The following is a 22,882-nucleotide window of genomic DNA, read 5'->3' on the forward strand; positions in this document are numbered from 1 at the left end:
CAGACTTATGTCTGTTTCGCCTTTGTTGTTATTGCAGATTAACCTTTGTAGTCAATCCATTCGTCGTCAACCCATTCTTGCTTTGTATCGTTCCATCTTCTGTACTGGAGCTGTCCGTGACTTCCACGACGCCATTTCTTGTAAATTACATCAGCTATCGGCTGAACAGAAGTTGAATCGGCACCGCTCTCCAAAGCTGAACTGTCAGGAGTTGCAACTTCAACAACTGCAACGCTGTCGGGGGTTGAATCTGTTTCTGCTGCACTTGCAACCATAACGGTTCCCTGTGCGATAATTGCTGTCATAATAAATGCTGTAAAAATTCTTGCGGCTTTCTTTTTCATCTGTCATTTCTCCCTTAATATAAGACAATAATTATAGTAGCCGTCTTCTATATCGGAATAGGGGATAATAATAGAATCATCTTTTGTATAGACAACGCCTTTCTTTTCATCGTAAGGCTCAAAAATAAGGTGAGTGGTTTTGTCTTTTTCAACGTACACATACATATTTGTTTCGTCATATACTTCGACTTTATCGTTGTATTCGCCCGATGATACAAGATCGGCTACACAATCCTCGTATGTGGCGTCCCAACCGGGGACAATCAAAAAGCAGTATGAAGCAAAGAATATACCGACAATAAGCAATGCCATAAAAGCTGTAACAATATTGTTTATAATTGTCTGCTTTTTCTTCGGGTACAGAATCATTTCCATTCTGCTTACAATTTTTTTGCCCTTTTCGTTGGTTACAAAACTCATTCCGACAAGCGCACTTTTCAGTGCAGTTTCCCTGTCGCTCTCTTCACTTTCTTGTTGTTCTTTATAGGCTTTCATTTGCGTTACAAGAACTTCGTAATACACAGTACATCTGTTCTCGCTAAGCTTGCTTGTAACACGCTTGTCACACCTGAGTTCAAGACAGTAGGTTAAATCCTTTTTCAAAAGGTGGGCAAACGGATTCCACCAAAAAATTCCGCAATAAATTTCCGTCAGCAATTTAATCCAAATATCCTTGTTTTTTATATGACAGCATTCGTGCGTTGCGATATATCCAAAATCCCTGTCGTCAAATTCATGATTCGGAATAAGAATAACAAGATTGAAAAATCCGTATGTAACAGGGGAGATAACGCAATCGGTAATTTTTAGCTTAACTTTTCTTCTGATTCCGCACTTTTGCGAAATGAGGTCAAGCTTTGCCTGCATTTCGGGTGTGCCGTCAATAACATTTGCTTTCAGAGCTTTGAGTGCTTTGTAATACTTAATCATCACCCATAAAATGTATATCACACTTCCGACAATCCATACTGACACAAGCAGGTTGAGCCATGTGAATTCCGGAACAAACAGCACATCTTTGTTGGGAGTCAGAACATCCATTATTGCGGCATACACATTTTTATCGGAAACTGTATATGTAAATTTGAATTCAAACGGAAATACCATTCTTACAAATGTTACAGCATACAATCCTAAAATTGTATAAAGACCGTAGTAATTACAAAAGGCAATCTTTTTTCTGAAAAAGTAAAGCAGCACTATAAAAATGCTGCTTATTGCAATAGAAAACAAGAATGAATAAAAACTTATTTGCATAGATTATTTGCCGAGTTCTTCACGGCGCTTTTTAAGGAGAGCTTCAAGCTCATCAAAAACATCTGAGCTTTCGGTTCTCTCAATAAGCTCGGAGAAGAGAGTCGGAATATCGCTGTCGGCAAAATTCGGTCTGTCCGAAATCTGCTTGATTGCATAAGCGTCCTTTGTCATTGTAGGAACAAAAGTACGGGCATAGTTCTTAGTCATCTGCTTAACACCGACAACTTTAATCATGTCCTTCTTGAGAAGAGAATTGATAAGAAGGTTAATGTAACTCTTTTTCCATGTTTTGTTTACAGCCTTCTTAACAATTTCTGAGCTTGTGAGCGGCTCATCGAGGTCCCACAATAAGTACATAATTTCTTCTTCACTTTTAGTAAGCATGATATTTACCTCCAAAATTAAGTTTATAAATAATATTAAGCATTCAACTTGACTTCATTATACTATTTGGTACAGAAAAAGTCAATAAAAATCTTAAAAAATTATGTGATTCAGGATAAAATCAGCCAATTTCGCACATATTGTTAAAAAATGACTATAAAAATGCGGAATGTTGTATATTATAAAAAGCATAATATTATGGTTTATTCACAAAATTCTGAAAAAGCACAACAAGTCACCGCAAAAAATATTGCGACGACTTGTCTTTTTATTGAAAATATTCAATTAAGCTGTTTTTATTCCGAAATCTTTTTCTGTTCCTTTTTATCGTGGATAAATCTTGCAAGATACACCGCAGGGGTGTCGAGCAGACTTGTAAAAATGTAGATTACATAGCTTGAAAGGAAGATTGAAACGAGTGTTCCGAAATCATAAGTTCCCCAAAACGCAAAAGCGGTGAAAAGGGCTGTGTTAAGAATTTGACTGATAAGCGTTGAACCGTTATTTCTCAGCCATAAAAATCTTCTCTTGTCACCGAATTTCTTTTCCGTGAACTTCCACCACTTGTGATAGAGCCAAACATCGAACAGCTGACTTATTGCATATACAATAAGTGATGCAAAAATCATTCGGGGAGTGTTTGAGAAAACCGCCTTGATTGACGGCATAATCGTGTCGTTCGGACTCGGATTGTAAAGCATCCAGCTTTGTGAAAGCACAAGAAAAAATACCGATGAGAGTATTCCCGTAAGAACCGCCTTGTTGGCGGCTTTTTTGCCCTCACATTCCGAGAGAATGTCCGTAATCAAAAATGTTACCGCAAAAAGCACATTACCGAGAGTCTGTTCCATTGAAAAAGCGTTTACAAGGATTAAAGCCTCAATGTTCGCAAGAATTGTTGCTACGGCTGAAACACAGTAAAGTCCCGCTTTTCCGAAAAGAGCATATCCCAAAATTGCCGCTCCGTAGATAAATACTACAGAGAACATAAGTAAAAGTTCATTAATCATATCAGTCACCTACTCCAAAATCCGTGTTGTTAATTAAAATATCCGTTCTTGGGTTATCCTTATATACAGGATAGATTTTCTGCATAAACTCTTTTATGACAGCTTTGTCGGGTTCAACTTCCGTTGTGTTGTCACACATAATGTTAACGCAAATTCGTTCAAAATATTTTAATCCCAACTCAATATCCTTTTGCATGGTTTCGGCTGTCTGACCTTTAATTCCAAAAAGGAAATTAGCTTCGTCGAAATTCTCAGCAATAACAGCTGGACTGCTCTCTTTGATTCCTTTTTTCAGAACATTTTCTCTGAAATCGCAGTCAAAGGTTTCAAGACCGAGCTTCATTTTCAAATCAAAATCCGCAAAATCTTTTCTGAGCTGACTGATTTTGTTCCGATAAAGATAATGTGCCTCAAAATGAATGGTATTTATCTTTTTTTCTTTGCACACCTGTTTGATAAAATCAAGTGTTTTTTTGTCAAGCTCAAAAACCGAGCCTGAGTTAATGACCTCAAGGTCACCGAAAATTCCCGTAACTTTTTCAAGCACGGCTTTGTTAAGACGAAAGTTTTCATCCTCGTCACTGCACCTGTCGGTGTAGTAGTCGCAGAAGATGCATTTTCTGTAAACGCAACCGCTTCCACGCAGAAGAACAATCTCCCGATTGTTCTTTTCATTAATAATACTGTATCTCTCCATACTCTCTTTCCGACACAAAAAAAGCACCCACACAAAAGAGGGTGCAAAAAGGGCGTAAAAAGCCCTGTGCCTTTCTCCTTAGTTTTGATAGAAGGAGCAGCCTATCGGCGTCCTTCCGGCAGGATGGTTACGAACTGCCACACAGTATGCTATCACAAATTCCGTTTTATGTCAACTGCAATTTATTATTGCATTATATATGTTTAAGAGGTATAATGAAAAGCGAAAATCAAGTGCAAAGTAACTTCTTGAGTGACTTTGCAGGCTCAAAATTCCATATGGGAAAATTAGCGAATATTGTCATAAATTCCCGAAAAAAACAGCCTATTTTCTTGTATTTTTTAGTTGACAAAGGGACAAACCTTTTGTATAATAATAAACAGCGTTTTAATATGTGTCTATGCTGTCAAGAGGTGCAGATATGCTTTTTGAGCTTAAATCCGTCTTTCAGAATGACGGTGAAGAAAAACAAGTTGAATATAACCTTGACTTGTCAGGTCTTGATGTTGACGGAGTTTATCCATTCAAAACTCCCGTTGTCGTGACTGCCAAAGCAACAAACAGAGCAAGTTTGATTACTCTTGTAATCAATGCACACTTTGATTACAGCCGTGACTGTGACCGTTGCGGTGAGCCTTATACAAGAGAGATGAATATGAGCTTTGAACACAGGCTTATTCAGACTCTTGCCGATGAGGAAAATGATGACTATATTGAAACACCTGATTTTACACTCGAGCTTGATGATGTTGTAATTTCTGACATTTTTCTTTCGCTCCCGTCAAAGAATCTTTGCAGGGACGATTGCAAAGGTCTGTGTCAGATTTGCGGACAAAACCTCAACAACGGTGAATGTTCCTGTGATAAGCGTCAAACGGATCCAAGACTTGAGATACTTAAACAGTTGATTGACTAAGATAAATTTTGTAAGGAGGTTTTTGTAATGGCAGTACCCAAGAACAAAACATCACACGCAAGAAAGAGCTCAAGACGTTCAACAGTATGGAAGATTAATGCTCCTGAACTTACTGCTTGTCCTAACTGCGGTGAATTAACAGCAGCTCACAAGGCTTGCACAAACTGTGGTATGTACAACGGCAGACAGGTTGTTGTAAAGAAAGACGAACAGTAATTTTTATTACAAACATTACGGGCGGCAGTTATCTGTTCGCCCTTTTGTTTTGCAAATTTTACCGTATATACAAAAACAATTTGCAAACCTGTTGATTAAAAACGGTATTTTGTGTAGAATAAAAGTGTATGTAAAAATGTTTTGCGAGGTGAAGGTGTGGCTGTTAAAATTTTTGATGTCACAACCGGCAGTCATGCCGACAAAGCAGGGATAAAAAAAGGGGAAACCCTCCTTTCAATCAATTCAAACGAGATTGTCGATGTTCTTGATTACCGATTCTATCAGGTAAACCGCAAGCTTACTCTTGAGGTTGAGGATGAGAACAAAAATGTTCGTACCATAGAAATGACCAAGGGAGAATATGAGGAAATCGGTCTTGAGTTTGAAACCTATCTTATGGACAAACAGCATTCGTGCCGTAATAAGTGCATTTTCTGCTTTATTGACCAGCTTCCGAAGGGGATGCGTGAGTCGCTCTATTTTAAGGATGACGACAGCCGACTTTCGTTTTTGTTCGGCAACTATATCACGCTGACAAATATTACAGAGCACGAAATTGACCGAATTATAAAAATGCACATAAGCCCGATTAATGTGTCGGTTCACACAACAAACCCCGAGCTTCGTTGTAAGATGATGAATAACCGCTTTGCAGGCGATACATTGAAATATCTCAAACGCTTTGCAGACGCAGGAATAACGCTTAACTGTCAGATTGTTTCCTGTCCCGGAATTAATGACGGTGACGAGCTTGTCAGAACATTGACCGATCTTGAAAACCTCGGGGTTAATATGACTGCGATTGTTCCTGTCGGACTTACACGCTACCGTGAAAACCTTTATCCGCTTGTTCCTTATAATAAGGAAACGGCAGGGCAGACAATTGATATAATTGAAAAAATGGGTGATGAGTGCGTCAAAAAGCACGGCAGACGAATTTTCTTTCCGGGTGATGAATTTTACCTCCTTGCCGAAAGAGAAATCCCGTCACCCGAATTTTATGAGGACTTTTCCGCTCTTGAGGACGGAATCGGTATGATTGCGTATCTGACCGATGATGTCAGCTGGAAGCTTGAAGAGCTTGATGCAGACGAAAGCCTTTGCCATAAGGTAACAATTGCCTGCGGTGAGGGAGTGTTTCCGTACATGAAGCGGATTATGTCGATGATTAACGAAAAATTCCCGAATATAACTATAAATACAAGGGCGATTAAGAACAACTTTTTCGGCGGCGGAGTAAATGTGTCGGGACTTGTCACAGGCGGTGATCTTATTGATCAGCTCCGTGGCGATGACCTTGGTGACAGGCTTATTATCACGTCATCAATGCTCCGTTTTGAAAACGATTTGTTTCTTGATGATGTTTCAACAGATGATGTTGAACGGGAACTCGGTGTAACTCTTGTTCCCGTCAATAACAACGGAAACGACCTTGTAGAGGCTGTAATTGCAGGAAAGGACTGATAAGATGAACAAACCCGTAATTGCCGTTGTCGGCAGACCAAATGTGGGAAAGTCAACGCTTTTCAATAAACTCATCGGTCAGAGATTGTCAATTGTTGACGATACTCCCGGTGTTACCCGTGACAGAATATACGGTGAGGTGGAATGGTGCGGAAAAACTGCCTTTATTGTTGACACAGGTGGTATTGAACCGAAATCAGATGATATTATTCTTGTGCAGATGCGCCGTCAGGCTCAGCTTGCAATCGACACGGCTAATGTTATTATTCTTGTAACAGACTGCAAGTCGGGCATGGTTGCAACAGATATGGATGTTGCGCAGATGCTCCAGAAGTCGGGCAAGCCTGTTGTGCTTTGTGTAAACAAGTGCGACACACTCGGCGAACCGTCACCTGAATTCTATGAGTTTTATAATCTCGGTTTAGGCGATCCTATCGAGGTTTCAGCCGTTCACGGTTACGGTACGGGCGACCTTTTAGACAAGGCTTTTTCAAGCTTTGATTATGATGAAAATGCGGAAGATGACGACACAATCATCAATGTTGCGGTAATCGGAAAGCCGAACGCAGGCAAGTCATCTCTTGTAAACAAAATCACAAACGAGGAACGCTGTATTGTGTCCGATATAGCAGGCACAACCCGTGACACAATCGACACGCTTGTTGAAAATAAGTACGGAAAGTTCAACTTTACCGATACCGCAGGACTTCGCCGTCAGAGCAAAATCTATGATAATATCGAAAAATACAGTATTATCCGTGCAAAAATGGCTATTGAACGCAGTGATGTGTGCGTTATTATGATTGATGCGACAGAGGGCGTTACAGAACAGGATACCAAGGTTGCAGGTCTTGCGCATGAGGCAGGCAGAGCGTGTATAATTGCCGTAAACAAGTGGGACGCTGTCGAAAAAAACGATAAGACAATGCAGGAGTTCCGCAAAAAGCTTGACGCAGATTTTGCGTTTATGTCATATGCGCCAAAGGTATTTATTTCCGCAAAAACAGGTATGCGTATCGACAGACTGTTTGAATATATCATAAGCTGTAATGACAGCGCAAACCGCAGAATCAGAACAGGTATGCTCAACGAGCTTCTTGCACAAGCTACAACAAGAGTTCAACCGCCGTCGGACAAGGGTAAGCGACTTAAAATTTTCTATATGACTCAGGCTTCCGTAAAACCGCCGACATTCGTTTTCTTCTGCAACAATGCACAGCTTTTCCACTTCTCATATCAGCGTTATCTTGAAAACAGAATCCGTGAGGCTTTTGCTCTTGAGGGTACGCCGATCAAAATTGTGGTAAGAGAGAGAGGAGAAAAGTAATGGAGCATATTTCGGCAATTTTAGCAAACTGCTGGTGGATGATTCTGCTTTCGGCATTGATTGCATATCTTCTCGGCAGTATCAACACGGCTGTTCTTGTCACAGGCATTGTGACAAAGGGCAAAAAGGATATCCGTCAAATGGGCAGCGGCAATGCAGGCTTTACAAATGTACTGCGCAGTGTCGGTAAAGTTCCGGCAATCATCACCATTGTGTGTGACGCACTGAAGTGTATTATCGCCGTGCTTATCGGAGGTTTCATCTTCTCGTTTGCATCGGTTGCATTTCAGGGTGAAAGCCCTATTTTTATAAACGAGCTTATCAACTGCGGAAAATATGTTGCAGGTATTTTCTGTATTCTCGGACATTCATACCCCGTGTATTTTCACTTTAAGGGCGGCAAGGGTGTTGTAACCGCCGCCGCTCTTATGCTGACAGAGGATTGGCGTGTATTCATCGCAATTATTGTAACTTTTCTAATTATCTTCCTCTGCTCAAAAATTATATCACTTGCAAGTGTTCTCTGTGCGATTCTCTATGCGCCTTACACCTTTGCAATGACATTTATCTTTGACTTCATAATTTACAAGGATTATTCTCTTACATATGTAATCTTTTCAACTGCGGCGGCTCTTTTAATCGGCGTTTTCGTTCTTGTAAAGCACAAAGAAAACATCAAAAGACTTCTTAAAGGTGAAGAAAAGAAAATTACAGCCAAAAAATGACGGCAGTATTGACCGAAAAGTGATTTGGTTGTACAATAACTTTGGTATGATATTTGTTATATTTTAAATATTTCTGATACGGAAAATAAATTATATTGAGAGGTTGAATTAAAATGTCAGATTGTATTTTCTGCAAAATCGTTGACGGCTCAATTCCGTCAAAAAAAGTTTATGAAGACGAAAAAATTCTCGCTTTCTATGATCTTGAACCACAGGCTCCCGTTCATGTGCTTGTAATTCCAAAGGAACACATCTGCTGTGCAGACGCAGTTAATGAAGAAAATGTCGGCAATATTGCTCACATTTTCACTAAAATTCCCGAAATTACAAAATCACTCGGACTTACAAACGGTTACCGTATTGTAAATAACTGCGGTGAGGACGGCTGTCAGAGCGTAAAGCATATGCATTTCCACATCCTCGGCGGCAAAAAGCTCAATGGCACAATGGCGTAAAAGGGGACTGCAATAATGGATACATATAAGATTAATATTGAAGGACTTGACAGAGAACTCAGAAAATTTCCTGTAAACGATAAGCTTGATATTGCCGCATTTATTATGTTTGGTGACATTGAGATGACAGAGGTTGCCGCAAGAGAACTCCTCAAGCGTGTTCCCGAACACGATGTTGTTGTGACTGCCGAAGCAAAGGGTATTCCGCTTTGCTATGAAATGGCTCGTCAGGGCTGCAGAAACTATGTTGTCGCAAGAAAAAGCGTTAAGGTTTATATGGGCAATCCTATCGGAGTGACCGTTAATTCAATCACAACAAAAAACGAACAGAAACTCTACCTCGGCGAAGATGATGTAAATCTTCTCAACGGCAAGAGAGTTCTCCTTGTTGATGATGTAATTTCAACAGGCGAAAGTCTTCACGCTCTTGAAACGCTCGTTGAAAAAACAGGCGCAAATATCGTTGGCAGGGCATCAGTCCTTGCCGAAGGTGACGCTAAGGACAGAGATGACATTATATTCCTCAGCGAACTTCCGCTTTTCTTTAAGTAATACTGAGTAATTATAAAATCAAATTTAAACAGCTGTTGAAGTGTGCAGATTATACCGTCCGCATATTTTGACGGCTGTTTTCCTTTTTTATACCATAGATATAAAGTGTAAAAATTAAAGTGCAGAAATTGTTCAACTTATAAATGATTGAATAGAAACAGTGGTGAATAGATAATTTAATGAGAAGAGATATCAGCAAAATTAACAAAAATAAAAATATTTTTTAAAAATAATATTTATATTGACAACTGAAATTCTACATGATATTATAAAAATACCAAAAACGATATACTTGATATGATGAAAATTGACTAATTGTTTTTTGCAGATAAAAATAACCAAATAAATAATAAAAGGAGATGCCATTATGAAAAAAGTATGTTTATGCCTTGCTTTTGTGTTGGCAGCGGTATGTATTCTATGTTCCTGCTCTGATTTACCTGCACCAAGTACCTCTGAAACCGTGAATCCTTCCGTAGATGTTACTTTGAAAAAGTGGGAAGATTGCGGAGCGAGTATTGATAAAGCGGAAGAAATTTCCAGAATTAAGTTTGGCGAAAGTTTGAAAAATATTGTAAGTGTAAGAGCTATTCCATACACGGCGATCGAAGTGGTTTGTTCGTTAGATAAATCTGCCTCTGACAATACTGTGACCTTGCGCAAGGCTGTCAGCTATGCTGTAAAAAGCAGTGAAAATCTCAGCGGAGTCAATACAAACGGACTTTCTCCCACAATGGCGACTTTTGAAATTAAGGGTGCGAATTTTGTAAATGAAAAAGGTAAAACTGTAGTAGGAGAATATAATGATAACAATTATAAATATTCTTTTTATTGCAAAAAAGGATTGAATGGTAACCGAGTGTATAATTATATTAAAAAAATGATTACTGAATAAGGATTGATTTTTATGAAACGGCTGTTTGGACTTATAGGATTTACTTTCCTGTTTGTCCTTTCAGCCGTTTTTTATTCGGATTTTAATGAAATTGTCTTTGCGATTATCGGCTCATTGGGATTGCTTTCTGTTGTTGTCGGTATATTTTTAATTGCTTCAAAGAAAAATAAATCATTCGGCAAGTCGCTGTGCGTATTTGCTTTTGCCGTAATATATTCTGCGGGCAATATGATCACCTATTCCGAATATATTAACAACACGGTCATAAATAAATATTCTGATAAAGAAATTACAGCAAGCGGATATATCTGTGATGAAATCATCACCACCGATTCATCATGCAGTTTCGTAATCAAAACCGACAAAATCAACGGTCAGCCGTCAGATGCGAAAATTCAGATTATTTCGTACTCAAATGTTGATGCAGAGCCTTTTGAAAAGGTCAACTTCACGGCTCATACATACAAGAATAATGTAAACTCTCAAATCAGTCACGGAATTTTTCTGAAAGCATATTCCTATGACGGCTTCAAAATTGATGCGACAGGGGAGAAAGTGTTTGATTTATATTCATTTGCCGTTGAGGTTAGAATGACAATGAAAAATTCACTTGATATGCTGTTGCCGGAGGATTATTCAACGCTCTGCCGTGCCGTTCTTTTGGGCGAGAAAACAGCTCTTGATTCAAGTGTTAAAGATGATTTTTCATTGACAGGCACTTCGTTTTTAATAGTGGTTTCTGGAATGCATCTTGTTATAATCACTTCGTTTGTATTGTTGTTGGTGAGAAAATTAACAAAAAACAGATTTTTAATAACAGGTTTTACCACATTCACGGTTATTGCCTTTATGGCTGTAACGGGCTTTGCGCATTCGGTTGTCCGTGCCGGAATTATGATGATAATTGTGTCGTTTGCATCGTCAAATCTCAGAATAGCCGACTCGCTGAATAACCTTGGTTTTGCCGCAATTGTTCTGACAGCTTTCAACCCGTATGCCGTAGCCGATATCGGTATGTTGCTTTCATTTTCGGCAACGACGGGCATAATTCTGTGGTCAAGACCGATTGAACGCTCTGTGCTGAGATTCTTTCACTACCAAAACAAGCGTAAGGACGGTTTTGTCGGAACGGTTGTCTATTATATCAAAAGGCTGTTTAAAATCTGCGTAAATATGCTGTCGGTTTCAGTATCTGCATTTCTGTGGATTTTGCCGATAACCGCTGTTGCATTCAACAGAATTTCCCCGACAGTCATACTCGTTTCTCTGTTATGTGAACCGTTTGTTTCGGCACTTTTGGTGTGTTCTCTGTTGTGTTCGGTACTTTTTATTTGCCCGTTCATATCATTTTTTGCATACCCGTTTGGACTCGTTTCGGGATTATGTTCAAAGGCAATTTTGTGGTTGGTTTCAACTTTTTCACAACTCCCATTCAGCACAGTTAAAACCCATTCGCTCTATTGGTTTGTGTGGATAGGTGTCAGCGTACTTCTCGCAATCGGCGGATTGTTTGTAATAAATCGAAAATTCTATGTCAGAATTTCTGTTTCGGTATCAATTTCGGTCCTCGTAATCGGAGCGTCGCTTAATGTGCTTTTAACAGCCGATAACGGCGAAATGAAAATCTATAATGTCGGCAACGGTGTTTTTGCAACAGTCAACTGTCCCGACAGCTGTTCCGTGATTTCATGCGGAGGCAACAGAGCAAGCGCAGACGATGTGACTGCCGATATCAGCGAAAGCTATTCCGATATTGAATATATGATAATTCCAAATCAGAATAATAAATATTCTTCTCTTGAACGCTTTGCGGTCACAAAATTTGACTTAAATAATATTTTGGTATATGATAATAACATTGAAAAGCAAAATCTTTTGAACGCTTTTGACGGTAACAGCCGACAGACTTTCGGCGGAAACAGTCATTTTACGCTGAATCTTTCCGATACGGTGACGGATGAGGTAATCTGCGTTGACAACACAATGTTTCAGTTCATAAAAGGGAAAAATATGACCGTATTGTTTGTGCCGACAGATGCAGACCTTTCAAATCTGCCCGAAAAGTATCGCAATCCCGATTGTTTGCTGATTGATTCCGTCCCAGAAAATTTCGATTTGATATCATGCGATACCGTGATATTTTCGGGATTGGAAAAGCAGTTTAAGAAAAATTATGATTCTATTAAAGAAATCAGTTCAACCGTTATTTCAACATCTGAAAGGAACATAACGGTCAATCTGAACGGAGGATAAAATGCCGCGCATCACCGAAGCAGACCTGAAAAAACAAATTAAAAACAAAAGCTTTTCGCCTGTGTACCTAATCTACGGTTCGGAGCAGATGTTTGTCAAAAGTTACACAAAAAAGCTTTGTGAGGCTGTTGCAGGCAAAAATCCGTCCGATTTTAATTATCATACATTCAGCGGCGACATCGATTTTCAGGAACTTGCCGCATCCCTGCAAATAATGCCGTTTATGGCAGAACGCAACTGTGTTGTTGTGACCGACATTTACTTTGATAATATGGTAAAGGATAGGCTTGATACTCTTAAAGAGCTTACAAGCAGAGCATGGGACGGTACGGTTCTCATAATTTCAATGCCGACTTATGTTCCGTCAAAGAATAAAACTTCCTTTACAGCTCTTATAAAGCGTGTTGAAAAAATCGGCAGCGTCTGCTGTTTTGAAAAAATCAATTCACAAATTATCGAAAAGTATGTTGCAAAGTGGGCAAACGAAAACGGCAAGCTGATTTCACACCTTAATGCGTCAAAGATTATTTCAAATGTCGGTGATGACCTCAATCTTCTGAAAAACGAGGTCAACAAAATTGCCGCATATGCAAAGGGTGAGGAAATTACCGACAGTGATATCGACCTTTTGTCAACCGTAAACCTTGAAGCAAGAACATATGATATGGCTGACGATGTTATTAACGGCAGAGGTGACAGAGCGTTCAGAAAGCTTGACACACTTTTCTGTCAGCGGGAAGAACCGATTAACATTCTCTATGCACTTTCATCCGCCTATGTCGATGCGTATCGTATGCGTGTTGCAGATGAATGCTCAGTCAGTAAAGAAACCGTGGCGAAAGATTTTGCCTACAAAAATCGTGCGTTTGTGTTAAACAGGGCGAGAACCTCCGTTTCAAGGACTTCAACCGAGTCACTTCGGAAAAGCCTTGATGTGCTTGTTGAAACAGACGAAAAGCTGAAATCAGTTTCCGTTAATCAAAGATTTTTAATTGAACAGCTTATTTCCCGTTTGCTTTTGATTGCAAAGGAGGGCAGAATCTAATGCTCAAAATCCGTGAGGCTGTCATAGTTGAGGGTAGATATGACAAGATAAAGCTTTCATCAATTGTAGATGCTCCGATAATCGAAACCAACGGTTTCCGTGTTTTTTCCGACAAAGAAAAGCAGTCGCTTATCCGCAAAATTGCCGAAACAAGGGGAATACTCATAATGACCGACAGCGACGGTGCAGGTTTTGTAATAAGGAATTTTCTTAAAGGCTCGGTCGATAATTCAAAAATTAAAAATTGCTATATTCCTCAAATCAAAGGCAAGGAAAAACGCAAGGCAAAAGGCGGTAAAGAGGGGCTTTTGGGTGTTGAAGGTGTCAGCGATGAGGTTATAATAAATGCAATCCGCAAAAGCGGTGCCGAGATAATCGGTGAAGAAAATAATATTCCCGAAAGGAAAATTACTAAAGCCGATCTATTTGTCCTCGGACTTACGGGAACTGAAAATTCAGAAATAAACCGCAAGAAGATTCTTAAAAAACTCGGTCTGCCGTCATATCTTTCAACAAACGCATTTTTGACCGCAATTAACTGTCTTTATTCTCTTGAAGAACTAAAAGAGATGCTCTGACAAAATAAAAAATTCATAGGTTAAATAAATCACCTGTTTCGGCAAAAACTAAAACAGGTGATTTCTTATGAAAAAAAGTTTACGGTTGCGTAACGATTGCATTCTCTTTTCAATAGGCGGAGCAGGCTACGCTCTGCTTGAAATTTTGTGGCGGAGAAAAACTCATTGGTCAATGGCGGTTACGGGCGGAACTGCGTTTGTGTCGCTTTTCAGATTTTACAAGCGCTTTTCAAAAATGAATATGCTGCAAAAATGCATATCGGGAAGTGCGATAATTACCGCACTTGAATACTGCTGTGGCTGTGTTGTCAATCTGAAATTCAGGCTTAATGTCTGGGATTATTCAAACTGCCGACTTAATTTAAAAGGGCAGATTTGTCCGTTTTACAGCACCCTGTGGGCATTTCTTTGTATCCCCGTCAGCGCATTATGCACTTCTCTCTGCAAAAAAATACAGTAAAAAACAGGAGCAGTAAGTAAAAATACTGCTCCTGTTATGTTTTATTTATTCAGACTTTTTGTTCTCGCTTTTTTCATCGGATTCGTTTTCTTCGGAAGTGTCGCTTTTCTTGACAACAACCCGTAAAATACGCTGATCCTTAACCTCCATAATGGTAAACTTAAAGCCGTCGGCCTCAATGTTGTCACGCTTGTGGGGGATTGTTCCTGCGTGTTCAAGAATATAACCGCCGACCGTTACGCTGTCACATTCAAGACTGTCCTCGTCCATATCAAACAGACCGAGCATATCTTCAAGCTCCATATCACCGTTTACAAGGAACTCGCCCTTGCCGATTTTGTAGTAGTTATGCTCAATTTCCTCGTCCTCGTCCCATATTTCGCCGACAATTTCTTCGAGCAAATCCTCCATTGTAACAATACCGAGTGTTCCGCCGTATTCATCCGTAACGACCGCAAGATGAATTTTTGTGCGTTTGAATGCATTAAGGATTTTTGAAAGCTGTTGTGTTTTGAACACAAAGTAAGGTGGCTGCATAAGCTCCTTAACATCGGGCGCTTTACCGTCTGCAAGTCGTTCGAGATAATCTCTTGTATGGAGAATGCCGACAACATGGTCAACCGTGCCTTCGTACACGGGAATTCTTGAATAGCGGTTTTCAATGATGATATCCTTGATTTTTTCAGGCGAGTCATCAACGCTGATAAATGTGATGTCAACCCTCGGAGTGAGAATTTCCTCGGCGGTAGTTTCGTCAAAGTCAAGTGCGGAGCGAACCATCTCGCTTTCGCTCTCTTCAAGAACGCCTTCTTCCTCAATGCTCTCAACAATGTATTTAAGCTCATTTTCAGTAACTGACGGAGCGTCACCGCTGCTGCCTGCAATCTTTAAGGCAATCATTTTGAATCGTGTGAAAATCCACACAAGCGGTGTAAGAAGTGTCATAAGTCCTCTGAGCAATCCGGCTGTTTTGAGTGAAAAGGCATCGCAATGTTCCTTTGCAAGACATTTCGGCACAATCTCACCGAATGTCAGAACAAGAAAAGTTGTTGCACCCGTTGCAATTGCCGAGCCTGCGTCACCGAAAAGATTCATACACAGCACAGTCGCAATTGAAGAACAGCTCAGGTTTACAACATTGTTGCAGATGAGAATTGTTGTAAGGGCATTGTCGAAATGCTCTATTATGTAGAGCGCTGCTGCCGCTTTTTTGTTGCCGTCATCCTTGTAACGCTGAACACGCACCTTGTTTACAAACGAAAATGCGGTTTCAATCGCCGAAAAGAACGCCGAAAGCAAAATAAGAACTAAAATGACAACACCCATAATTATGTCAGATGTCAACTGAATATCACTCCATAACAACTTCCGACAGGTTCTGTCGGAATAATATTTCTTTAATACTACTATAATTCTTTTAAATAATTATTACTTATTAGAAATAAAGAAATAAAATTATTGAAATAATTTTGCTGTAATGGTATAATAAGCACTAAAGGCTTTTTACAATTGAACAATGTGGCTTGTGCGTCTTATTTTTTGGTATGCATACATTTTGCTTGCAATTTTGGTGAAACTATTCTCGGAGGTGCATACAATGCCACAAAAATCAAAATCTTCAAAAGTCTCATCAAAAAAAGGGAACTATGTTAAAAATCCTGCGCCGGATGATGATCCGCAAAAGCTTGCAAACGACAGCCCCATAAGTGAAGAACAAACAGACCGAATCGGCGAAACAGGTTCTGTTCTCACAACTCATAAGGACTGTGTGCTGCATTGCCTGACGATTATCGGTCAGATTGAAGGTCATTACATTCTTTCGCAACAAAACAAAACCACAAAATACGAGCATGTCATCCCTCTGCTTGTTTCGGTTGAGGAGGACGAAAGAATTGACGGACTGCTTGTGCTGATTAATACAGTCGGCGGAGATGTTGAGGCAGGTCTTGCAATTGCCGAGGTGATTTCGGGAATGAAAAAGCCGACCGTTTCCATCGTACTCGGCGGAGGTCATTCAATAGGAATTCCGCTTGCTGTTGCGGCAAAGAAAAGCTTTATTGCAAAGAGTGCGTCAATGACGGTTCATCCCGTCAGAACAACAGGCCTCACACTCGGAGTTCCGCAGACCTTTGAATATTTTCAGCGTATGCAGGACAGAATCACAACCTTTGTTGCCGAAAATTCCAATATTACAAAAGACCGTTATAATCAGCTTGTGCTTAACACGGGTGAGCTTGTAATGGATATCGGAACTATTCTTGAGGGAGAAGAGGCTGTTGAAGAAGGCTTGATTGACGAGGTCGGAACAGTTTCCGACGCAATTGACGCTCTTTATGATTTGATTAAAGAAAACAAAGAGAGCAAGCCAAAGTCTGCAAAATCACGCTCAAAAAAGCAGGAAAAATAATTTCGGGCGTTTTGCCCGAATACATATATATTGTGACGCTTATGATTTGTATGAAATCTTAATTATGCCAACCCATACGGCCTTTCAGCGTACAAATAACAAAGAAGATTTGTAAAACTTATTTTTTGGAGGGAATACATAACCATGTCAATTTTAGATGCTATTATTCAGGGGGTTGTTCAGGGACTTACCGAATTTTTGCCCGTATCAAGCAGCGGACACCTCGCAATCACACAGCACATTCTCGGTGCAGGCACAGGCGAAAGCAATCTTTTCTTTAATGTAATGCTCCATGTCGGCACACTTGTTGCCGTTGTTGCATTCTACCACAAACTTGTGTGGGATCTTATCAAAGAATTTTTCCTTATGCTCAAGGATATTTTCACGGGCAAGTTCAAATGGAGCAAAATGAATTATAACCGTAATCTCGTTGTAATGCTCATCATCGGTCTTATACCGCTGTTCTTGCTTTTTCTGCCAATTCCCGGAACAGATATGAAACTCAAGGACCTTGCAGACCGGCTTTCCGCAAGTCCTGTTCTCATAGTAACTGCCTGTTCGCTCATTCTTACAAGCGTACTTTTAACAATCGGTATTATCTGTAACCGCAAGAGTGTTGCCTCAACTCACAAACATCTTGCAACAAAGAGCAATGCCAAGGCAACAAGAGATAATTTTAATGTTGTTGACGCAATCCTTGTCGGTGTAACACAGGTTTGTGCCGCACTCCTTCCGGGACTTTCCCGTTCAGGCTCAACACTTTCGGTCGGTGAGATGAGAGGAATCTCAAAGCAGAAGGCACTTGACTACACATTCGTACTCGGTATCCCGTCAATCCTTGCGGCGGCACTTCTTGAGGGTGTGGATGCAATCAAGTCACCCGAAGGTTTAAGCAATATTGAATTTCTTCCGCTGATTATCGGAATGGCGGTTTCCGCAGTTGTAGGCTATCTTGCAATCGTAATTTTTAAGTGGTTCCTGAAATCCGACAAAATGGAAATTTTCGTAATCTACACAGCGATTGTCGGTGTTGCATTTATTGTAATTTCAATCATCGAAATGAACACGGGCGTAAACCTTTTCACAGGTGCGCCAATTGCATAAATTTTAAATGGAGTGATTTTATTGGCAGCTAACAAAAAAACAGCTGACAAAACTAAAAATACTGCGTTGGGAAGAAAAAAGACTTCTTCAAAAACCTCATCAAAAGGTGCAAAAACTGCAAGCAGAACCAAAGCATCCGCTGTTCCGAAAAGGAGCAGCGGACTTTCGCCGCGCGTAAGAGCAATCCTCTATGCCGCCGTTGCGGCTGTTTTTGTCTGCATAATTTTCATAAAAGGTTCAAATGTCTGGACAATGATACGCAGTTTCTTTTTCGGAGTTCTCGGATTCGGAATTTTTCTTGTTCCCGTAACACTTTTTTATTTGTGTGTTATGACCGAAAAGGAGAAACAGGTTGCACGCTATAAGCTGAAGCTTTTCCTTTGTGTCGTCATAATTCTGTTTATCGGTGCGTTGATTTACGCAGGCAGCGGTGCAAAATATTCTGATATGAACTTTTTTGCGTGTCTTGGCAATCTGTTCAAGGATGCCTCCGACACCTCAAGGTATATGACTTTCGATTGCGGAATAATCGGCGGACTGCTCGGCTATCCGCTTGTTGTCCTGTTCGGCAGTACAGCCGCACTTTTTACAAGCTTTGTTGTAACAGCCGCACTTATCCTTATTGTTGCGAACATTTCCATTAAAGATATGACAGCGGCGGCGTCAAGGACAGCCGTACATATCCGTGAAGCAGGTGAGGAAAGGGCAAGAGTTCGCAGAGAACGCAGAGAAGAAAACCGTGAGAGAAAGCTTGCCGAAAGAGGCGATATCGACATTGCGCTTGAAGGTGAAAACAGAAAGTCCTCGGGAAGTTTTATTGACATTCCGCTTGATGACAAAAAGACAAAGGTCAAGAAAGCAAAGTCGGCAGTAAACGGAATTGACACGGATATTGCCGATTCAAAGGAAGAAAATGCCGCAGACAAGGATCTGTCGCAGGATCTCATCAACATAATCAATCGTGCAAGCAAGCCTATGGGCAAAAGTGCCAACAATACGGTTTCTGCAATTGCAGAGGATATCTCAAACGAAAAGTCAGCTCCTAAGGCTGAACAGACAGAGGTCAAGCCTGATGCCGAAACTGAGAACATCGTCAAAAAAGCACTTCTCAAAAGCAAAAAAGACAACAGTGAGGAGGCCGGCGACGAAATTGCGGAACAGCTTGACAGAGCTGTTCGCTCCGATAATTCTCAAAAAGAAGAAAAGAAGTATCAGTTCCCACCGATTCAGTTGCTCAAACCAAAGCTAAATTCCGATGACAGCGATGCAATGGAAGAAATGCAGAATAATGCCAAAAAGCTTATTGATACCCTCACAAGCTTTGGCGTAAAGGCAAGCATTGTAAACATCTGCCGAGGTCCGTCCGTAACACGCTATGAGTTACAGCCTGCCCCCGGTGTTAAAATCAGCAAAATTACAAATCTCTCTGATGATATCGCACTCAGCCTTGCCGCAAACGGTGTTCGTATTGAAGCGCCTATTCCGGGTAAGGCGGCAGTCGGAATTGAAGTTCCGAACAAGGTTGTAAGCATGGTAACAATGCGTGAATTGATTGATTCGGACAAGTTCAGAAACAGCAAGAGCAAGCTCACAACCGTTCTCGGAAGAGATATCTCGGGTGAAATTGTTGTTACCGATCTTGCAAAAATGCCGCACTTGCTCATTGCAGGTACTACGGGTTCAGGTAAATCCGTGTGCGTAAACTCAATTCTTATGAGTATTCTCTACAAGGCAACTCCCGATGAAGTAAAGCTGTTGCTTATTGACCCGAAAATGGTTGAATTTTCAAAATATAAGGGTATTCCGCATTTGCTCATTCCCGTAGTATCCGATGCCAAAAAGGCGGCAGGTGCACTTGCTTGGGCAGTAAACGAAATGCTCCAGAGATATAAAATTTTCTCCGAATACGATTGTAAGGATATTGATTCATATAATTCTCTTATCGAAAAAAATATGAATTATATGGAGAAAAATCCACCTGTTGTTAATGAAGAGGGAGAAGAGGTTCAGCCTGTTCTTGAAGTGAACGGACTTCCCGTTGCCAAAGAAAAAATGAGCCGTGTCGTAATTGCTATTGACGAGCTTGCCGATTTGATGATGGCGGCTCCGAGCGAGGTTGAGGACTCAATCTGCCGACTTGCTCAGATGGCTCGTGCCGCAGGTATGCACCTTATCCTTGCAACCCAAAGACCTACCGTTAATGTAATCACAGGTCTTATCAAGGCGAATGTACCGAGCCGTATTTCACTCAAGGTAAGTTCAAACACAGACTCCCGTACAATTCTTGATACAGGCGGCGGTGAAAAGCTCATCGGCCGAGGAGATATGCTGTTTTTGCCTGTAGGTGCTCCAAAGCCTATTCGTGTTCAGGGTTGCTATGCTTCCGATGAAGAAATCGAGGGTGTAACCCACTACATAAAGAAAGCATATTCTGCTCAGTATAATTCTGAAATCGAAGAAAAAATTAAAAGAATTGCTGCAGAAGAAATTGCTCAGGGCAAAAAATCGGGTGATTCAGATTCATCATCTGACGAAGGTCTTGATATTGACAGCAAAATGGAAGAGGCAATCAAGTGCGTAATTGAAGCAGGACAGGCATCAACCTCACTCTTGCAGAGAAGACTCAAGGTCGGCTACGCAAGAGCAGGCAGAATGATTGACGATATGGAACAAATGGGAGTTGTAGGCCCTCATCAGGGTTCAAAACCGAGAGATGTTCTCATGACCTACAACGAATGGCTTGAACGCAGAAATGCACTTGAAAACAGAGCCGATTAAAAATAAAGGAGGGTTCAATATGGCTTTTTTACCGATGAACGCAAAAGAAATGCGTGATCGAGGTTGGAACGAAGTCGATTTTGTATATGTTTGCGGTGACAGCTATGTTGACCATCCGTCATTCGGTGCGGCAATAATCACGAGAGTTCTTGAGGATTGCGGTTACAAGACAGCATTCCTTGCACAACCTAATTGGAAAAATGATGATGATTTTACACAGTTCGGAAAACCAAGGCTCGGTTTTATGGTGTCAGCAGGCAACATTGACAGTATGGTTGCCCACTACACGGTTGCAAAGCGTAAAAGACATGATGATGCCTATACGGCAGGCGGTAAAAACGGCAGGCGTCCCGACAGAGCCGTCACAGTTTACTGCAACATAATCAGAAAATTATATCCTGATTCTCCCATTATAATCGGAGGTCTTGAGGCATCACTCAGAAGATTTGCTCATTATGATTATTGGAAAAACGAGGTAATGCCCTCAATTATTTTCGACAGCAAGGCAGATTTGCTTGTGTACGGAATGGGCGAGCTGCAGACAATTGAAATTGCAAAAAGACTTTCCGAGGGCTATCCTGTTGAATCGCTTTACGACATCAGAGGTGTTTGCTATAAAATTCGTACAGACGATTATGTGCCAAAGTCGGTTGTCGAACTTCCAAGCTACGAGCGTGTAAAAGAGGACAAGCGTGACTATGCAATTGCATCACGCAGGGAGCTTGAGGAGGCTGATGCGGTAAGGGGCAAAACCCTCATTCAAAGGCACGGAAAGTATATTCTTGTGCAGAATCCTCCGATGCAGCCGCTTGACACAAAACAGCTTGATTATGTCTATTCTCTGCCGTATGAGCGTTGGTATCCAAAGTGTTATGAAAGTCTCGGCGGCGTACCCGGTATCAACGAAGTATTGTTTTCAATCACACACAACCGTGGTTGTTTCGGTGCTTGTAATTTCTGCTCACTCGCTTTTCATCAGGGCAGAGCGGTAACCGTCAGAAGTGAAAAGAGTATTATTGAGGAGGCTGAAAGTTTTCTTGATAATCCACGATTCAAGGGCTACATAAGCGATGTCGGAGGACCTACCGCAAACTTCAGACTTCCGTCATGTGAAAAGCAGAAAAAGCTTGGACTTTGTAAAAACAGAAGATGTCTTGCACCGACACCTTGCCCGAATATGCAGGTGTCACACACGGAATATCTTGATATTCTGCGAAAGCTGAGAAATCTCAAGGGGATTAAAAAGGTGTTTATCCGCAGCGGAATCCGTTTTGATTATCTTATTGAAGATGAAAATGACGAATTTTTCCGTGAACTTGTAAAGTATCACATCAGCGGTCAGCTGAGAGTTGCCCCTGAGCATTGTTCGGCGGCGGTTCTTGACAAAATGGGCAAGCCGCATATTGAAAGCTACAAGCGTTTTTGTAAGATGTTCTACGATTTTACGGGCAAGGAAAATAAAGACCAGTATGTAGTGCCGTATCTGATGAGCTCACACCCCGGTTCAACACTTTCGGATGCCGTAGAACTTGCACTTTTCTGCAAGCATGAAAACATTCACCCAAAACAGGTTCAGGACTTCTATCCGACTCCGGGTACAATTTCAACGAGTATGTTCTATACGGAGCTTGATCCGTACACTCTCAAAGAGGTTTATGTTCCGAAGTCTGAAAATGAAAAGGCAATGCAAAGGGCGTTGCTGCAGTATTTCATTCCCGAAAACAAACCGCTTGTAATCAAAGCACTCATCAAAGCCGGCAGACGGGATTTAATCGGTAACGATAAAAAATGTCTTGTAACTCCGATGGCTGGACAAACGCAGGGCGGTTATTCAAAACAGAACAACAACCGCAATTCGCAGAATCAGAAGGGAAGAGGCAAAAACGGCAAAGATAAGTTCGCAAAGTACAGACGAAAAAACAAAAAGAAATAAAATCTTTTTCATACTGAAAATATCGGTATGCGTACTTTTCATTGCCTGTGTACTGCTTGTTTTATTCGGAAAACCTCTCGGA

The 22,882-nt window shown here is 40.8% G+C and carries 22 protein-coding genes; 16 read left to right on the plus strand and 6 right to left on the minus strand.

Annotated features, from left to right (window positions below; translation table 11 throughout):
- Window positions 1–38: 38 nt before the first annotated feature.
- The 5 genes from AC2HW8_RS07580 to AC2HW8_RS07600 form a co-directional block, all read right to left on the minus strand.
- Window positions 39–344, minus strand: coding sequence for a hypothetical protein (locus AC2HW8_RS07580; RefSeq protein ID WP_117968039.1), 306 nt, complete (start codon window positions 342–344; stop codon window positions 39–41).
- A gap of 3 nt (window positions 345–347) precedes the next feature.
- On the minus strand, window positions 348–1,601 hold the full coding sequence (locus AC2HW8_RS07585; protein WP_482594289.1) for a M56 family metallopeptidase: 1,254 nt from the start codon (window positions 1,599–1,601) through the stop codon (window positions 348–350).
- A gap of 3 nt (window positions 1,602–1,604) precedes the next feature.
- Entirely contained in the window at window positions 1,605–1,985 is a 381-nt protein-coding gene (locus AC2HW8_RS07590) for a BlaI/MecI/CopY family transcriptional regulator (RefSeq protein ID WP_015524166.1), read from the minus strand.
- A 296-nt stretch (window positions 1,986–2,281) separates the two neighbouring features.
- Window positions 2,282–2,995 (minus strand): queuosine precursor transporter, encoded by a 714-nt coding sequence (locus AC2HW8_RS07595; protein ID WP_296178567.1) that lies wholly within the window; start codon window positions 2,993–2,995, stop codon window positions 2,282–2,284.
- 1 nt (window position 2,996) lies between these two features.
- A complete protein-coding gene (locus tag AC2HW8_RS07600) occupies window positions 2,997–3,692 on the minus strand; it encodes a radical SAM protein (protein ID WP_303672239.1) in 696 nt (231 codons plus the stop codon).
- 421 nt (window positions 3,693–4,113) lie between these two features.
- On the opposite strand from AC2HW8_RS07600, the gene AC2HW8_RS07605 reads away from it, so the two are divergent.
- From AC2HW8_RS07605 to AC2HW8_RS07660, 12 genes are all read left to right on the plus strand, one after another.
- Window positions 4,114–4,608 carry a YceD family protein gene (locus AC2HW8_RS07605; protein WP_015524163.1) on the plus strand — a complete coding sequence of 165 codons (495 nt, stop codon included), beginning with the start codon at window positions 4,114–4,116 and terminating at the stop codon, window positions 4,606–4,608.
- A gap of 27 nt (window positions 4,609–4,635) precedes the next feature.
- Window positions 4,636–4,824 (plus strand): 50S ribosomal protein L32, encoded by a 189-nt coding sequence (gene rpmF, locus AC2HW8_RS07610; RefSeq protein WP_015524162.1) that lies wholly within the window; start codon window positions 4,636–4,638, stop codon window positions 4,822–4,824.
- Between the two features lie 156 nt (window positions 4,825–4,980).
- On the plus strand, window positions 4,981–6,288 hold the full coding sequence (locus AC2HW8_RS07615) for a DUF512 domain-containing protein (protein ID WP_303665244.1): 1,308 nt from the start codon (window positions 4,981–4,983) through the stop codon (window positions 6,286–6,288).
- 4 nt (window positions 6,289–6,292) lie between these two features.
- On the plus strand, window positions 6,293–7,615 hold the full coding sequence (gene der, locus AC2HW8_RS07620; protein ID WP_015524161.1) for a ribosome biogenesis GTPase Der: 1,323 nt from the start codon (window positions 6,293–6,295) through the stop codon (window positions 7,613–7,615).
- Entirely contained in the window at window positions 7,615–8,340 is a 726-nt protein-coding gene (plsY, locus tag AC2HW8_RS07625) for a glycerol-3-phosphate 1-O-acyltransferase PlsY (RefSeq protein WP_015524160.1), read from the plus strand. Before der ends, plsY begins: the two co-directional genes overlap by 1 nt.
- Window positions 8,341–8,453: 113 nt before the next feature.
- The gene (locus AC2HW8_RS07630; RefSeq protein WP_015524159.1) at window positions 8,454–8,795 is read left to right on the plus strand and encodes a histidine triad nucleotide-binding protein; all 342 of its coding nucleotides are present in this window, start codon (window positions 8,454–8,456) and stop codon (window positions 8,793–8,795) included.
- 15 nt (window positions 8,796–8,810) lie between these two features.
- Entirely contained in the window at window positions 8,811–9,347 is a 537-nt protein-coding gene (locus AC2HW8_RS07635; protein WP_015524158.1) for a phosphoribosyltransferase family protein, read from the plus strand.
- Window positions 9,348–9,714: 367 nt separating this feature from the next.
- The gene (locus AC2HW8_RS07640) at window positions 9,715–10,242 is read left to right on the plus strand and encodes a hypothetical protein (protein WP_484327374.1); all 528 of its coding nucleotides are present in this window, start codon (window positions 9,715–9,717) and stop codon (window positions 10,240–10,242) included.
- Window positions 10,243–10,254: 12 nt separating this feature from the next.
- Window positions 10,255–12,495 carry a ComEC/Rec2 family competence protein gene (locus tag AC2HW8_RS07645; protein ID WP_484327375.1) on the plus strand — a complete coding sequence of 747 codons (2,241 nt, stop codon included), beginning with the start codon at window positions 10,255–10,257 and terminating at the stop codon, window positions 12,493–12,495.
- A gap of 1 nt (window position 12,496) precedes the next feature.
- Window positions 12,497–13,540, plus strand: a complete 1,044-nt coding sequence (gene holA, locus AC2HW8_RS07650; protein ID WP_304004642.1) for a DNA polymerase III subunit delta — start codon at window positions 12,497–12,499, stop codon at window positions 13,538–13,540.
- Window positions 13,540–14,118: a ribonuclease M5 gene (locus AC2HW8_RS07655; RefSeq protein WP_119252409.1), complete on the plus strand. Its 579-nt coding sequence runs from the start codon at window positions 13,540–13,542 to the stop codon at window positions 14,116–14,118. Before holA ends, AC2HW8_RS07655 begins: the two co-directional genes overlap by 1 nt.
- 67 nt (window positions 14,119–14,185) lie before the next feature.
- Entirely contained in the window at window positions 14,186–14,578 is a 393-nt protein-coding gene (locus tag AC2HW8_RS07660) for a putative ABC transporter permease (RefSeq protein ID WP_015524153.1), read from the plus strand.
- A 45-nt stretch (window positions 14,579–14,623) separates the two neighbouring features.
- On the opposite strand, the gene AC2HW8_RS07665 is transcribed toward AC2HW8_RS07660, so the two are convergent.
- Entirely contained in the window at window positions 14,624–15,922 is a 1,299-nt protein-coding gene (locus AC2HW8_RS07665; protein WP_295024039.1) for a hemolysin family protein, read from the minus strand.
- Between the two features lie 253 nt (window positions 15,923–16,175).
- Between AC2HW8_RS07665 and AC2HW8_RS07670 the strand changes: the two genes are divergently transcribed.
- From AC2HW8_RS07670 to AC2HW8_RS07685, 4 genes are all read left to right on the plus strand, one after another.
- Window positions 16,176–16,985 carry a ClpP family protease gene (locus AC2HW8_RS07670; RefSeq protein WP_046433573.1) on the plus strand — a complete coding sequence of 270 codons (810 nt, stop codon included), beginning with the start codon at window positions 16,176–16,178 and terminating at the stop codon, window positions 16,983–16,985.
- A gap of 144 nt (window positions 16,986–17,129) precedes the next feature.
- Entirely contained in the window at window positions 17,130–18,089 is a 960-nt protein-coding gene (locus tag AC2HW8_RS07675; RefSeq protein ID WP_295239599.1) for an undecaprenyl-diphosphate phosphatase, read from the plus strand.
- Window positions 18,090–18,110: 21 nt separating this feature from the next.
- On the plus strand, window positions 18,111–20,867 hold the full coding sequence (locus AC2HW8_RS07680; RefSeq protein ID WP_484327376.1) for a DNA translocase FtsK: 2,757 nt from the start codon (window positions 18,111–18,113) through the stop codon (window positions 20,865–20,867).
- A 19-nt stretch (window positions 20,868–20,886) separates the two neighbouring features.
- Window positions 20,887–22,800 (plus strand): YgiQ family radical SAM protein, encoded by a 1,914-nt coding sequence (locus AC2HW8_RS07685; protein WP_444449822.1) that lies wholly within the window; start codon window positions 20,887–20,889, stop codon window positions 22,798–22,800.
- The last annotated feature ends 82 nt before the right edge of the window (window positions 22,801–22,882 follow it).

The organism is Ruminococcoides sp., assembly GCF_057037865.1.